At 70.0% G+C, this 13772-nt stretch carries 11 protein-coding genes and 4 pseudogenes; 6 read left to right on the top strand and 9 right to left on the bottom strand.

Going from position 1 to position 13772, the window contains the following annotated elements:
* Positions 1-973 (bottom strand): annotated as a pseudogene (locus ACIHCQ_RS18360) (transposase).
* 69 nt (positions 974-1042) lie between these two features.
* Between ACIHCQ_RS18360 and ACIHCQ_RS18355 the strand changes: the two are divergent.
* Positions 1043-1198, top strand: a pseudogene (locus tag ACIHCQ_RS18355) (ATP-binding protein); the annotation flags it as partial.
* A gap of 119 nt (positions 1199-1317) precedes the next feature.
* Here the strand turns inward: ACIHCQ_RS18355 and ACIHCQ_RS18350 are convergent.
* Entirely contained in the window at positions 1318-1827 is a 510-nt protein-coding gene (locus ACIHCQ_RS18350; protein ID WP_399663559.1) for a MarR family winged helix-turn-helix transcriptional regulator, read from the bottom strand.
* A gap of 99 nt (positions 1828-1926) precedes the next feature.
* On the opposite strand from ACIHCQ_RS18350, the gene ACIHCQ_RS18345 reads away from it, so the two are divergent.
* The 5 genes and pseudogenes from ACIHCQ_RS18345 to ACIHCQ_RS18325 all read left to right on the top strand — a co-directional run bounded on the left by ACIHCQ_RS18345 (position 1927) and on the right by ACIHCQ_RS18325 (position 6536).
* Positions 1927-3024 carry an MFS transporter gene (locus ACIHCQ_RS18345; RefSeq protein ID WP_399663161.1) on the top strand — a complete coding sequence of 366 codons (1098 nt, stop codon included), beginning with the start codon at positions 1927-1929 and terminating at the stop codon, positions 3022-3024.
* 12 nt (positions 3025-3036) lie between these two features.
* Positions 3037-3405 (top strand): hypothetical protein, encoded by a 369-nt coding sequence (locus tag ACIHCQ_RS18340; RefSeq protein WP_399663159.1) that lies wholly within the window; start codon positions 3037-3039, stop codon positions 3403-3405.
* Between the two features lie 103 nt (positions 3406-3508).
* Positions 3509-4928 (top strand): annotated as a pseudogene (locus ACIHCQ_RS18335) (cytochrome ubiquinol oxidase subunit I).
* Complete coding sequence (locus ACIHCQ_RS18330; protein ID WP_399663157.1) at positions 4925-5971, top strand: cytochrome d ubiquinol oxidase subunit II; 1047 nt, start codon at positions 4925-4927, stop codon at positions 5969-5971. Before ACIHCQ_RS18335 ends, ACIHCQ_RS18330 begins: the two are co-directional and overlap by 4 nt.
* A complete protein-coding gene (locus tag ACIHCQ_RS18325) occupies positions 5949-6536 on the top strand; it encodes an ATP-binding cassette domain-containing protein (protein WP_399663557.1) in 588 nt (195 codons plus the stop codon). The genes ACIHCQ_RS18330 and ACIHCQ_RS18325 overlap by 23 nt, the downstream gene beginning before the upstream one ends.
* Positions 6537-6764: 228 nt before the next feature.
* Here ACIHCQ_RS18325 and ACIHCQ_RS18320 read toward each other — a convergent pair.
* The 7 genes and pseudogenes from ACIHCQ_RS18320 to ACIHCQ_RS18290 form a co-directional block, all read right to left on the bottom strand.
* A pseudogene (locus tag ACIHCQ_RS18320) lies at positions 6765-7273 on the bottom strand (3-oxoacid CoA-transferase subunit B); the annotation flags it as partial.
* A gap of 113 nt (positions 7274-7386) precedes the next feature.
* Complete coding sequence (locus ACIHCQ_RS18315; protein WP_399663156.1) at positions 7387-8358, bottom strand: fumarylacetoacetate hydrolase family protein; 972 nt, start codon at positions 8356-8358, stop codon at positions 7387-7389.
* Positions 8359-8484: 126 nt separating this feature from the next.
* Positions 8485-9423 (bottom strand): VOC family protein, encoded by a 939-nt coding sequence (locus ACIHCQ_RS18310; protein ID WP_399663154.1) that lies wholly within the window; start codon positions 9421-9423, stop codon positions 8485-8487.
* Between the two features lie 12 nt (positions 9424-9435).
* Complete coding sequence (locus ACIHCQ_RS18305) at positions 9436-10464, bottom strand: amidohydrolase family protein (RefSeq protein ID WP_399663152.1); 1029 nt, start codon at positions 10462-10464, stop codon at positions 9436-9438.
* Positions 10465-10466: 2 nt separating this feature from the next.
* Complete coding sequence (locus ACIHCQ_RS18300; RefSeq protein WP_399663150.1) at positions 10467-11630, bottom strand: FAD-dependent oxidoreductase; 1164 nt, start codon at positions 11628-11630, stop codon at positions 10467-10469.
* Positions 11631-11804: 174 nt separating this feature from the next.
* Positions 11805-12776, bottom strand: a complete 972-nt coding sequence (locus tag ACIHCQ_RS18295; RefSeq protein WP_399663148.1) for a cyclase family protein — start codon at positions 12774-12776, stop codon at positions 11805-11807.
* Positions 12773-13753: a fumarylacetoacetate hydrolase family protein gene (locus tag ACIHCQ_RS18290; protein WP_399663146.1), complete on the bottom strand. Its 981-nt coding sequence runs from the start codon at positions 13751-13753 to the stop codon at positions 12773-12775. The genes ACIHCQ_RS18295 and ACIHCQ_RS18290 overlap by 4 nt, the downstream gene beginning before the upstream one ends.
* Positions 13754-13772 lie beyond the last annotated feature (19 nt).

The following is a 13772-nucleotide window of genomic DNA, read 5'->3' as shown; positions in this document are numbered from 1 at the left end:
CTAGGCGCGTGTTGAGCCGTGATCAATGGGTGGTCGGGTGAGGTCTTTAATCCAGATCATCGAGGCGCGCAGGTGTAGTCCGGTGAGGTAGCTGTCCGGGGCCTTGCCCTAGCGGGTGGCGATGCCCCGCCGGTCGGCGTTGTGGCCCACGGGCCGGCCGCCCCTGGAACCCTTCTTCCTTCGGTTGGCGGCCTGGTCCCTCTTCTCCGGGATCACTGCCTTGATGCCGCGTCTGCGCAGGTGGTCCCGGTTGCCGCGGGACGAGTAGGCCTTGTCCCCGGCGACCGCGTCCGGCCGGGTGCGCGGGCGGCCGACGGGCCCGCAGACCCGGATCTTCTGGAGCACGGGGATGAACTGCGGGCTGTCCGCGGCCTGGCCTGGGTTCAGGACGAACGCCAGCGGGCGACACTTGCGGTCGGCGGCGAGGTGGACCTTGCTGGTCTGCCTACCACGCGAGCGTCCGAGGAGGGCGGCCTTCAGCCGGAGTTCGCGCCGACGCCGGATGCGTCGTCGCTCCTGCCTCTCGGGGTCACTTTCAGCGTCCTGCCCGCTTTGTGCTTCGAGACCGCCCCTTTGACCTGGCCTTCTCCTCTTCGGCGGCGGCCTTCTCCAGGGCGATGACGACGTCCTGGTCAAGGCGCATGCCAGCGGCGTCGTGGTGAGCGCGCACGGTGGTGGAGTCGATGCTGACCAAGGACAGGTCCACCTCGCCCCGTTTCGCGGCCTGCGCGATCAGCCCCTCCAGCAGGGCCTCGAAGACGCCTGCCGCCCGCCATTGCCGGAAGCGGTTGTGGACGGTGGACCAGGCGGCGAATTTCTGCGGCATCTCCCGCCACTGCCCGCCCGTCCTGAACCTCCAGATCACGCCCTCGAACTGCTGCCGCAGCCGCTCGGGGTACGGGCCGTACTCACCGATCGGAAGGAAGGGCTCGAGGAACTCCCACTCCGCATCCAGCAGTTGCACTCGCGTCATGCAAAACGATCTACCGGATCACATCCCGCCACGAGGACGAATCCGCAGATTGATCACGACTCGATACGCGTCCTAGTCGAGCAGTACTGGCGCGAGATCAGCACGGGCCTTGCCCAACATGCCATCCTAGTAAGGCACTTCGTCCTCCACGCTGACCAGGTCACCCTCCGCGGGCGCATCGAGGGGGACACCCCCGTCCCTTCATCGTTTCGCCTGCGCGTGCTCGTCTGATGAGTTGCGGCAGTAACGACGAGTGACACAGCCTCGGCGCGTCGCCCGGAGTGTGTGGGTGGGTGTCGATGCCTGTCGGCTGTGCTGACCTCACTCGGCATGTAACCGCCCGGTCAGGTCCCCGTTGCCGGACGGGTGGCGCGGTTCCGTGGTCGCATCCTGGCCAGTCCCGCCTCCACGGCGGTGAGCAGGGTGAGAGCGTCGTCGAGGTGTTCGGTGTCGTGGTTGGCGGCCTCGGAGACGGCCGTGGCCCATTCCCGGCGAACGAGGGCGTAGTTGGTGCGTCCGAGTTCGGTGGTGTGGACGGTGACGCCCCGGGCGTCGCCCGGGTCGGCGCGTCGCTCGACAAGGCCCTTGCGCTCCAGCCCGCCCAAGACGGTGGAGAGGTTGGTGCGCTGCAGCCCGGTCGCGTCGGCGATGCGGCTGGGTGGGGCAGCGGGCTCGCGCTGCAGGTAGCGCATCACCATGCCCTCGGACGGCGAGAGGGGGACGGCTCGCTCGTCGGCGTATCCGCGGAACTGGACCTCCCGGCTGATGATCAGCACGAGATCGGCCAGCTCGGCCCACCGCCGCTCGTGGTCCGGTCCGGCCGTCGACCTCGTCGGGTGCGCTTGCTCCTCCATCACGGCTCCAGAGTACGGGGTTGCCAGGAAGTAGTTATGGGCGCATACTCATTATCGGTTCATAGTTATGTATTCATAATATCAGTCCTGGGAGCTGCCATGACGACAACCACCTCCTCCCGGCATGCCGGGGCGACAGCACTCTCGCCCCGCGCCATGGCACGTGCGGGCGGGCTGCATCCGGCCGGGGTGTTCATCCTGCTGGCCGGCGCCTTCCTGCCGATCATGGACTTCTTCATCACCAACGTGGCCCTGCCCAGCATCGGCGGCTCGCTGCACGCCTCGGCGTCGCCGCTGGAGCTGGTGATCGCCGGGTACGGCGTCGCGTACGCGACCCTGCTGGTCCTCGGCGGCCGGCTCGGCGACCGCTTCGGCCGCCGGCGCATCTTCCTCGGCGCGCTCGTGGGCTTCGTCCTGGCCTCGCTGGCCTGCGGTGTCGCCCCGAACGTGGACGCGCTGATCGCGGCTCGCATCGTCCAGGGCGCCACCGCCGCCCTGCTCATCCCGCAGGTGCTGGCGACCTTTCACCACGTGCTGGAAGGGGAACGCAAGTCCCGTGCCGTGGCCCTGTACGGCGCCACCTCGGGCATCGCCGCGGTCGTCGGCCAGCTGGTGGGCGGCCTGCTGGTGAGCGCCGACATCGCCGGCACCTCCTGGCGTCCGATCTTCCTGGTCAACGTGCCGATCGGCGCGGTCGTGCTCCTGGTGGCGGCCCGGATCGTGCCGGACACCCGCTCGCACCACCCGGCCGGCATCGACCTGCCCGGCACCGTGCTGTTCGCCGCCACCCTGACCGCCCTGCTCGTTCCGCTGGCCGAGGGCCACTCCCTGGGCTGGCCCTGGTGGACCTGGCTGCTGCTCGCCGTCGCGGTCGTCCTCGGCATCGTCACCTGCGTCGTGGAGAAGCGCACCGAGCGGCGCGGTGAGGTCCCGCTGCTGCCGCCGTCCCTGCTGCGCCTGCCGTCGATGGCCCGTGGCCTGGCGATGGTGTTCGCCTTCAGCATCGGCTTCGGCGCGTTCATGTTCGTCTTCGCCCTGACCATCCAGAACGGGCTGCACGCCGACGCCCTGCACAGCGGGCTGGCGATCCTGCCGATGGCCCTGCTGTTCTTCGCCGGTTCACTGGTCGCACCCGGCGTGATCACACGGTTCGGCCGGGCGGCGCTGTCGGCAGGCGCCGTCGTCCAACTCGCCTGACTGGTCTCACTGGTGACGGTCCTGCTTGCCAACTGGCCGCACGTCAGCCTGTGGGCAATGGCCGTACCGCTGGCCCTGGTCGGCGCCGGACAGTCGATGCTGTTCGCCGGCCTGTTCCGCAGTGTGCTCGCCGACGTCCCCACCCACCTGGCCGGTATCGGCAGCGGCGTGCTGATCACCCTTCAGCAGAGCGGACTCGCTCTCGGCGTGGCCACGCTCGGCACCCTCTACCTGGCCCTGGCACCGCACAACGTCGCCCACGCCTTCGCCGGAGTCGAGTACGTGCAGATGGGCATCGTCGCCCTGCTCGCGGTCGGCGCCGCCGCCCTGCCGCGCTTCACCAAGGCCGCGTCGGCCGCCACTCCGGTCGTCGACGCCTGAACCCGCCGCCCCGCGAGCGCGGACGCGGGAGGCGGTCATGTCCACCACCGCACATGCGTGAGCCCGCACCCGCACCCGGGGCGCTGCGCGAAAGGGAGCAGCGATGAGTCTCCTGGGCCTGTCGCGATGGCAGTTCGCCATCACCGTCATGTTCCACATGACCTTTCCGGCGATCACCGTCGGACTCTCGATCTTCCTGTCGGTCGTCTACGGCCTGTACTGGCGCACCGGCAGGGCGGTCTACCTGCAGATGTTCCGGTTCTGGCGGCGCGTCTTCGCTGTCGGCTTCGCCATCGGCGTGGTCGCCGGCGCCGTCATCACCTTCCAGATGGGTCTCAACTGGGGCGTGTACGGCGCCAAGACGGGCCCGATTATCGGGCCGATCATCGGCATGGAGGTCGTAACCGCCTTCTTCGTCGAGGCCGGCTTCATCGGCGTCCTGCTCTACGGGGACGGCCGCGTTCGCAAGGTCACGATGTTCGTGTCCACCGTGATGGTGTCGGTGGGCACCGTCCTGTCGTCCACGTGGATCATCGCGGCGAACTCGTGGATGCAGACGCCTGCCGGATTCAAGGTCGTGCACGGGCCGGTTCGAGCCCACGGACTGGATACGCGTCATCTTCAACCCGTCCTTCATCTGGCGCTGGCCGCACATGCTGGCTGCCGTGCTGATCTCGGCGAGCTTCTTCGTAGCCGGGATCTCGGCCTGGTACCTCGTCAAGGGGCGCGCGAAGGGCTTCGCCCGCCGCTCGATGTCGATCGCGCTCGGGATCGCCGCGCTGCTGATGCCCGTTCAGCTCTACCTCGGTGACAGTGTGGCCGGGCATGAACTGCCCTACCAGCTTTCCAAGTTGGAGGCGATCGAAGGCAACTGGGACAACGGTGACACCGGCTTCGTCCTGTTCTCCATTCCGGACCAGCAAGTCGCGCGGAACATCGCCGAGCTCGACATTCCCTGCCTCGGCAGCTACATCGCCAAGGACCTCACCTGCAAGACCGCCATGCCCGGCCTGAAGCTCACCCCGGCCGCCGACCGCCCCGACATGGCCGCGACCTTCTGGGGCTTCCGCGTCATGTTCCTGGCGGCCGTGCTGATGTTCGGCACGGCGTTCGCCGCCACGATCCTGCGCATGCGCAACCGCCTGTGGACCGCGCGCCGCTTCCACCGGTTCGTCCTCTGGACGACGCCGGTGGGGATCCTGGCCATCCTCGGGGGCTGGGTCACCGCCGAAGCGGGACGGCAACCGTGGATCGTGTTCGGGCAGCTCCGCACCTCGGCCGCGGTGTCCCATCTGGCGCCCGGCGAAGTCCTGTTCTCCGTGATCGGCTTCTCCGTGCTCTACCTGATCATGCTGGTGGCCTACGTCGCCTACATCATCCGCACCATGCGCATCGGCCCGGAACGCGACGATCCACGACATGCACCTCCACCGGAGGACCTGCCGGACACCGGGCTCGCCGAGGACGGCGTACCGCTGGAGCTTCCCGTACCGCTCGGTTCCCGGGAGGTGGCGGTGCGATGACCACCACCCTCTGGTCGGCGACCGTACTCGGCTGTCTCCTGATGTACGTCGTGCTGGACGGCTACGACCTCGGAGTCGGCGTGGCCACCCTCTTCGAACGCGATCCCGCGCACCGGCGGCACATGCTGGAGTCCGTCGCGGTGGGCTGGGACGGCAACGAGACCTGGCTCATCCTGCTCGGCGTCGCGCTCTGGGCGGGCTTCCCCCTGGCCTTCGGCACGCTCCTGCCGCACGCCTACCTGCCGATGACCGTCGTGCTGTTCTCCCTCATCGTGCGCGGCGTGAGTGTCGAGATGGCGTCCCAGGCGCCGCCGGCTCCTCGCTGGACGACCGCCTTCGGCGTGGCGTCGCTGCTGGCCTCGTTCGCTCAGGGCTTCGCCCTGGGGACGCTGACCTCGGCAGTACATCTGCGGGGTGACGTCTACACCGGGTCGGCCTTCGGGGCCTTCAGCTGGTTCTGCGTGCTGTCGGGGCTCACTGTCACGGCCGCGTACACCGCTCTCGGCTACGCGTACACCAAGCACAAGTCGTCCGGGCTGCTGCGGGAGACGGCGGCACGACGGGGTGCGGTCGCCACGGTGGTCGGGGGAGTGCTGCTGGTCCTCGTCCTCGTCACTTTCGACACCACCGCGGCACCGCTGAACCTCGACAGCCCGGGGCGAGCCTTCGCGTTCGCCGGCCTGCTGGTGTTCGCCGCCGGGGGAGCGGCCACCTCGCTCGTCACGTTCCGCTGGAAGCGGCAGTCCAGGGCGGCGGACGCCCTGCCGCTCGGCGGGCTCGTGATCGCGACGGTATCCGTGTTCCTGGCACTGGGCGTGGCCCGCTATCCGGTGCTCCTACCGCCGGGCCTCACTCTCGACAGCGCGGCGGGCCCGCACTCCACGATGGTCTTCATCCTCGTGGGCATCGGCCTGAACATGCCGCTGGTGCTGGCCTACAACGTGTTCGCCCACCGGGCCTTCGCAGGAAAGTTCCCCACCGGACTCCCGGGCGACGAACCCCCGGCAGCCCACGGTCCCCTTGTCACAGGAGCACGCTCATGACCACCCGAGACTCCGGCGGCGCGTCCTCGGTGTCACCGTCGCCCGAGGCGCGATGCTCGTCGTCACCGGCCGCTCCGGCAGCGGCAAGAGCACCCTGCTCCGAGCCCTCGCCTCGTCGCTGCGGCAAGCAACCGAAGTCCGCGAGGGCCGGCCGGCCGTCGTGGCCGTCGCCGCCGACGACCACCTCTTCACCGGCACACTCGGATCCAACTGGCGCCTCGCCGACGCCGCCCTGACCGAAGACGAGATCGACGAACGCCTTGCCCAACTGCGGCTGAACGACAGCGGACTGACCGCCCGGACTTCCGTCGGTCCCGCCGGAAGGCAGCTCTCCGGCGGTGAACTCCGCCGGGTCTACCTGGGCCGGGCGCTGGCCCGTCACCCGCACGTACTGATCGTCGACGAACCGACCACGGGCCTGGACGACCGAACCGCCCGACACGTACTCAGCATCCTCAAGAACCTGCCCGACACCACCGTCGTCATCGCCCTGCACGACGTACCGGCGTGTCTCGAGCCGTCCGGGCAGGTAACGCAGCTGCCGCTCGACCACAGGGGACCGTAAATTCCGCACCTCCCAGGAGGCACCACGACCACAGCACAACTCCGCGACGTGCTCGCCGACCCCCGTTGCGGGCGGCCGGACACGACGCAGTCCGAGGCGGAGCTCCAGGCCCGCTTCGAATGTCCTCGGCGCTCTCACCGGCCCGCACTCCACGAGAGCGAGGCCATCGGGCGTGACGTCGAGGACGCCGAGGTCGGTGATGATCCGGTGGACGCATCGTTCGCCGGTGAGCGGGAGGGTGCACTCCCGGACGATCTTCGGGCTGCCGTCCTTGGCGGTGTGTTCCATCAGGACGATGACCCGGCGGGCGCCGTGGACGAGGTCCGCCGCACCGCCCATGCCCTTGACCATCTTGCCGGGGGTCATCCAGTTTGCCAGGTCGCCGGCGGCGGAGACCTGCATGGCGCCGAGCACGGCGGTGCCGATGTGGCCGCCCCGGATCATGCCGAAAGACAGGGCGGAGTCGAAGAAGGAGGCCCCCGGCAGTACGGTGACGGTCTCCTTGCCCGCGTTGATCAGGTCGGGGTCGACATCGTCCTCGATGGGTACGGGCCGGTGCCCAGGATGCCGTTCTCGGAGTGCAGGACCACCTGGACGCCCGGCGGGAGGTGGCCGGGGATGAGGGTGGGCAGGCCGATGCCGAGATTGACGTAGGAGCCGTCGGTGAATTCGGCTGCGGCGCGGGCGGCCACCTGGTCGCGGGTCCACCCCAGTTGCGTACGGACGGTGGTGCTCATGCGCGTACGGTCCCTCGTGTCGAAGACGCGGAAATTGAAAGGTGCTCTATCTGCTTGTCGGCGGCCTGGGCCGGAGTGAGGGCCACGATCCGCTGGACGAAGACGCAGTTCGCTCACGGCCGCTCCCTGGGGCGCCGCCGGGCGACCGGGACCGGCACGGGATCAGGCCCTGCCACCACGGTGTTGGAGACGCTGCCGATGCCCTCGACGGTGAGCGTGACCGTGTCGCCCGGCTTCAGCGGCGCCGGGTCCTGCTTGCTTCGTACGCCCCACAGCTCCGCCAGGCAGCCGCCGTTGCCGCAGGTACCGGAGCCGAGGACATCGCCGGGACGCACCCACGTCCCGCGCGAGGCGTAGGCGACCATCTCCTCGAAAGTCCAGCTCATGTTGGACAGCAGGTCCTTGCCGACCACCTCGCCGTTGATCTCGGCGGTCAGTGCCAGGCGCAGGAAACCGTCCTCGTCGCGGTACTTCTCCAGCTCGTCGGCGGTGACCAGGTACGGGCCCAGCGTGGTCGCGGTGTCCTTGCCCTTGCAGGGGCCGAGGCCGACCCTCATCTCGGCGGACTGCAAGTCGCGGGCGGACCAGTCGTTGAAGACGGTGTAGCCGACGATGTGGTCGCGGGCCTCCTCGGGGGTGAGATCGCGGCCCTCCTTCCCGATCACGGCGGCGACTTCGAGCTCGAAGTCGAGCACGCTCGACCCCGGGGGCACGGGGATGTCGTCGTGCGGGCCGTACACCGCATAGGGGTTGGCGAAGTAGAACGTCGGGGCCGCGTACCACCGCTCGGGCACTCCGGCGGCTCCGTCCACGGACCGTCGTACGCCTTCGACGTGTTCCTCGAAGGTGACGAAGTCCCGCACGGTGGGCGGCTGGAGCGGTGGCAGCAGTCGTACGCCGGAGACGTGGGGACCGGCCGGGACGTCGAGCATCGCGGAGCCCGCGTCGAGCAGTTCGGCCAGGCCCCCTCCCTCGGCGAGCAGGCCGGCCAATGAGCTGACGCCGGGCAGGGGGTAGAGCGTGCCGTCCTCTTCGACGACGGCCACCTGGCGTCGGTTGCGGTACTCGTACGTGGCGAAACGCATGGGAGGGGTCCTGTCGGAGGGAAGACGGGCGCGAAGGCCCGGGGGCGCGGCGGGCAGTCAGGGCATGACAGGGGAGCGCCGCGACCCCGGGTGTCTGGGGGCCTTGCCGGTCGGAAGGCAGGCCGGTCAGACCGGCGGGGCGACGAAGCAGCCGTGGTCGGGGTCGTTGAAGGATTCTTTGGCGACCAGTTCGTTCATGGGGTTGGCGGTGCCCCACTGGTCGGTGACTTCGGGCTTGGAGAAGTCGTAGACGTGCGGGTGCCAGGTGTCCTCGTCCAGCAGTTCCAGCTCGGTGGTGTACTCGACGGTGTTGCCGTGGGGGTCGAGGAAGTACGTGAAGGTGTTGTCGCCCGCCATGTGCCGGCCCGGGCCCCAGACCTTCTGGAAGCCGGCCCGCATCACGCGGCCGGAGCCGCGCATGTACTCGTCGATGCCGCGCATCTCGAAGGAGACGTGGTGCAGGGCGGTGTGCGGGCCCTTGGCGATGGCCATGGAGTGGTGCTGGTTGCTGATCCGCATGAAGTGCATGACCTCGCCCATGTGCGGGGAGCTGAGCGTGTCGGACAGCCGGAAGCCGAGGTGGCGCTCGTACCACCCGCGCGTCTTGTCGAGGTCCGGCGAGTTGAGGACGACGTGCGACAGCTTGACCGGGATCGACTCCTTCTCCTCGATCTTGCGGTGCTGTCTGACCTCGACGTCGGCGGAGACCTCGATGGTGCGCCCGTCGACGTCGAAGAATCGGAAGCCGTAGCCGCCGCCGGGGGTGTCGACCTTGCCCGGCTGCGAAATCAACTGCACCCCCCCGGCGAGGAGTTGTTCGGCGAGGGTGTCGACGTCGGCCGTGCTCCCGGCGCCGTACGAGACCAGGTCGAGGCGCTTCTCATCGGCCTTGCGCAGCCGCACAACGTACTGCTCGGGGCTGCCCTCGGCGGCCAGGAAGGAGATGCCGGAGTCCTCGGTGACCTTGGTCAGGCCCCAGACGCCGGCGTAGAAGTCGAGTTGCTTGTCGTAGTCCGGCACGGCGAGGTCGACGTGTCGGAGGTGGGTGAGCAGGCGGTTGCTCATGAGGGTTCCTCCTCAGACGAGGTTGAGCAGGGCGGCGGCGTTTCCGCCGCGGACGGAGTGGAAGTCGTGGTCGGGCAGGTCCGCGGCGCGCAGCGCGCCGAGCGGGTCGTCCGTGCCCATGTCGAAGGGGAAGTCGGAACCGAGCAGGACCCGTTCCGGGCCGGCGGCTCGCAGCAGCTGCCGCAGTATGTGGGGGTCGTGGACGAGGGAGTCGAAGTACAGCTGCTTCAGATAGCCGCTCGGCTTTCGTGCGCAGCTCCGGGCGTCGGGGCGGACTCGCCAGGCGTGGTCGGAGCGGCCGATGTGGGTGGGCAGGTAGCCGCCGCCGTGCGCCGCGATCAGCTTCAGGCCCGGATGGCGGTCCAGGAGGCCGGAGAAGATCAGGTGGGAGAGGGCGACCGCGTTCTCGGTGGGCTGGCCGACGGTGTTGGACAGGTACCACTGGTCCAGGCGCTCGTCGAGCGTGCAGCCGAACGGGTGCAGGAAGACCACGGCACCGGTCTCCTCCGCGCGCGCCCAGAAGGGTGCGAGCCGAGGGTCGGAGAGCTCCACCTCCCGCGTCCCGCCCGGCCCCGGCGCGTGCGAGGAGATCTCTACGCCCCTCAGTCCCTGCTCCAGTGCGTGGTCGAGCAGCTCCGGCGCGAGGCGGGGGTGCTGGAGGGGGATCAGGCCGAGGCCGTGCAGCCGGTCGGGGGCCTTCGCGCAGTGCGCGGCGGTGCCCTCGTTGGCCAATCGGCAGACGCGCTCGGCCAGTCGGGGCTCGGCCCAGTAGTGGTAGTGCGACGGCGAGGGGCTCACCAGCTGCACGTCCACGCCGGCCGTGTCCATCGCCGCCAGGCGGACGGCGGCGTCCGTCAGCCGCGGCACGCGCTCACCGACCATGGGACCGTTCACGGCCAGGGCCGCCGAGCCGTTGCGGCGGGCGTCGAGGTTATGGGCCTCGGCGAGACCGGGATGACCGGCAACGGCCTCCTCGGCCTCCGGAAGCAGGAGGTGGGCGTGGACGTCGATCGTCGGCGCGGACGTCACGGGATCGGTCATGGTCACGGAAGTTCCTTCAGCGCACCCAGGGTGCGGCGCATCAGTCCGGGCACGTCCGCGTCGCGCACCCCGTCGAGCAGCCACTGGCCGAGCTGGACGGAGGCGTCGACGACCATGCGTACACGGGGCAGTCGTCGGGCGTGGTAATCGGTGAGGAGCTGGTCGTCCCAGTCGTCCCGGCGGGTCAGCAGTTCGGCGAGGACCTGGACGTCCTCCAGGGACATCGCGGCGCCCTGGGCGAAGGTGGGCGGGCAGGCGTGGGCGGCGTCTCCGGCGAGCACGACCCGGCCGCGGTGCCACGGGCCCTCCACCAAGTGCCGGGCGAACCAGACGTAGTTGACGGCCTTCGGGTCGGTGAACGCGGTGCGGAGCTCCTCCCACGCGCCGCCGTAGCCCTCGCTGAGCGCCCGGATCTCGTCGGCGTACGCGTCCGGGTTCAGCGAGGCCCGGTCGCGGGCCGGTTCGACGAGGTAGGCGTAGACCGTGTCCTCGCTGGTCGGGCAGTACCCGGCGATGAAACAGCGGCCGCCGTAGATCATCTCGGTGCGGCGGACACCGGCCGGGCGGGGGGCGGGGGCGCGCCAGATGCCCATCCCGGTGGGTTCGGGTTTGTCGGTGATGCCGATCATGGAGCGGGTGGTGGAGTGTAGTCCGTCGGTGCCGACCACCAGGTCGTAGCGGCGGCTCGTGCCGTCCGAGAAGGTCACGTCCACGCCCTCGCCGTCCTGCTGGAAGGCGGTGGCCGTGGTGCCGAGGCGGACGTCGGCGCCCGAGGCGCGCACCTGGTCGATGAGGAGCTGCTGGAGCCTGGGCCGCTGCATGCCTACGTGGGCGGGCAGGTCGTCGCCGCCGGTGCGGAGTTCCTCGTGGGCGTGCAGCACGGTGCCGTCGGGTGCGAGGACGGCGACGCCTTCGGCGGCGTATCCGTCTTTCTCGATGCCTTCGAGGACTCCGACCTCGCGCAGCACGCGCAGGGCGTTGCCCTGGAGGGTGATGCCGGCGCCGGCGGAGGCCTTCCAGTCGGGGCTCACCTCGACGAGGTCGACGGCGATCCCGGCCCGGCGCAGCAGGACGGTCAGGGCGTTTCCGGAGGTGCCTCCGCCGACGACCAGGACGATGGGGGTACCCCTGGCCGGAGGCTGGGGGAGGGTGGGGCTGTCAGTCATGTCGGGGGTACCTCCCGGGGTTGGGCCGCGCGACTTCGGGCGGCGGGGGTGCGGCTCGCCCGCCGCGAGTGCGGGCCAGGGGGTGTGACGGGTCACCCGGCAGAGCGGGTGGAGCGGTGGGGGCCGGATGCGCCGCTGCTGTCCGGGGAAGGGCGCATCCGGCAGCTGTGCGTGCTATTTGACGGCGATGGGGTTGACCGGGGAGCCGACGGCTCCGGTGATGGGCAGGGGCGCGGCGGTCAGCCAGAACTCGTACACGCCGTCCGCCGCGCAGTCCGAGGCGAGGGTGTCGAGGTCCCACATCTCGCCGATCAGCAGGCCCATGTTGGGGATGACGATCTGGTGCAGCGGCTGGAAGGCGTTCTCGAACTCGTTGGGCCGTACCTCGAAGCCCCAGGTGTCGGTGGCGATCGCGGCGATCTCGCTGCCGTGCAGCCAGTCGGCGGTGGTGAACGACAGGCCGGGCGCGGGGCCGCCCGCGTAGTCGCCCCAGCCGTCCCGCCGGGTGCGGGCGAGGTGTCCGGTGCGGACGAGGACGATATCGCCGCGGCCGACGCTCACGCCGTGGTCCTCCGCGGTCGCGGTCAGGTGCTCCGCGGAGATTGCGAAACCGTCCGGCAGTTCCGGTTCACCGTCGTCGTCACCGATGACCCGGGCGACGTCCAGCAGCACCCCGCGCCCGGCCACGTACGGGGCCATGTGCTCGATGCCGGTGACCAGGTCGCCGTCGGAGGTGACGACCTTCTCCGCGTCGCGTCCGTTCCAGGCCTTGCCGTGGTCGAAAATGTGCCCGAGGCCGTCCCACTGGGTGGAGCACTGCAACGGCATCGCGATCACGTCGTCCGCGCCGCCGATGCCGTGCGGGAAGCCCTGGTTGCCAAGAGCCGCGTCGGTGCCGGTGTCGAGCATGGTGTGCACCGGGTTGGTCCGCCGGCGCCAGCCCTTCTGCGGGCCGTTCATGTCGAACCGCTGCGACAGCGAGAAGCTGACGCCGCGGCGCACGAGCGCCGCGCCTTCGCGCCGCTTGGCCTCGTCGAGGAAGTTCAGCGTGCCGAGCACGTCGTCCTCGCCCCAGCGCCCCCAGTTGGAGTACGCCTTGGCGGCCTCGGCGATCGCGCCCTCGGGGTCGTGGCGGTCCGGGCTCACGACTTCTCCGCCACACATGGGGTGCGCTGCACGCCCAGTCCGGTGATGGATCCCTCCATGACGTCGCTGTCGCGCAGCAGCCGTCCCCAGTGGATGCCGTTGCCGGCCGGGCTGCCGGTCAGCACGAGGTCGCCGGGCAGGAGCTGGGCGGTCTGGGAGATGTACGACACCAGCCGCGCCACGCCGAAGAGCATGTCCTTGGTGGACTCGTCCTGCATGGTCTCGCCGTTCAGCTTCAGAGTGACCCGCAGGTCACCCGGGTCGGCGATCGACTCGGCGGGGACGATCCAGGGCCCGAGCGGGGTGAAGCCGGGGGCGTTCTTGCTGCGCAGCCAGTCGGTGCCGATGGCCTTCATGTCGCGGCGGAAGACGGTGGCGCGGTCGGTGAGGTCGTTGGCGATGGTGTATCCGGCGACGTACTCGGCGGCCTCCTCGACGGAGACCTGGTAGGCGGGCTTGGCGATGACAGCCGCCAACTCCAGCTCCCAGTCCGGCTTTTCGGCCCAGGAAGGCAGGACGACGTCGTCGTACGGGCCGGCGATGGTGCTGGGCAGGCCGATGAACACGTACGGCAGGTCCTCGGCCGCCCGGCGGTCCATGACCGCGGCGATCTCCGCGCGTGCCTCCTCCACGGTGCGCGGGTCGTCGGGGGAGCGATGGGCGACCTCGAGGTCGATCACGTGCTGGCGGTAGTTGGCGCCGGACTGGAAGATCTGGCGGGGCTCCAGTGGGGCGTGCACCCGCAGGCCCTCCAGCGGCCGCCAGTCGAGGGTGTCGTCGTCCGCCAGGGCGCGCAGGACGGGGAGGGTCTCCTCCCACCGTTCCACCACGGCACGCACGCCGGACGGTGCCCAGTCCAGGGCTTTGCTCAGGTCGAGTACCCGGTCCTTGGCCAAGAGAGCGGGGAAAGGCTCCCCGTCCGGAGCGGAGACCGTGCCGAGCGCGAACGGGCCGGCAGGTTGCGCGAGCGTTGCCATCAGATTTCCTCCCGCTGGG

The sequence above is a fragment of the Streptomyces sp. NPDC052236 genome, from assembly GCF_044548015.1.
In the GTDB taxonomy this organism is placed as follows: domain Bacteria; phylum Actinomycetota; class Actinomycetes; order Streptomycetales; family Streptomycetaceae; genus Streptomyces.
This window is presented reverse-complemented; position numbering and strand designations above follow the sequence as displayed.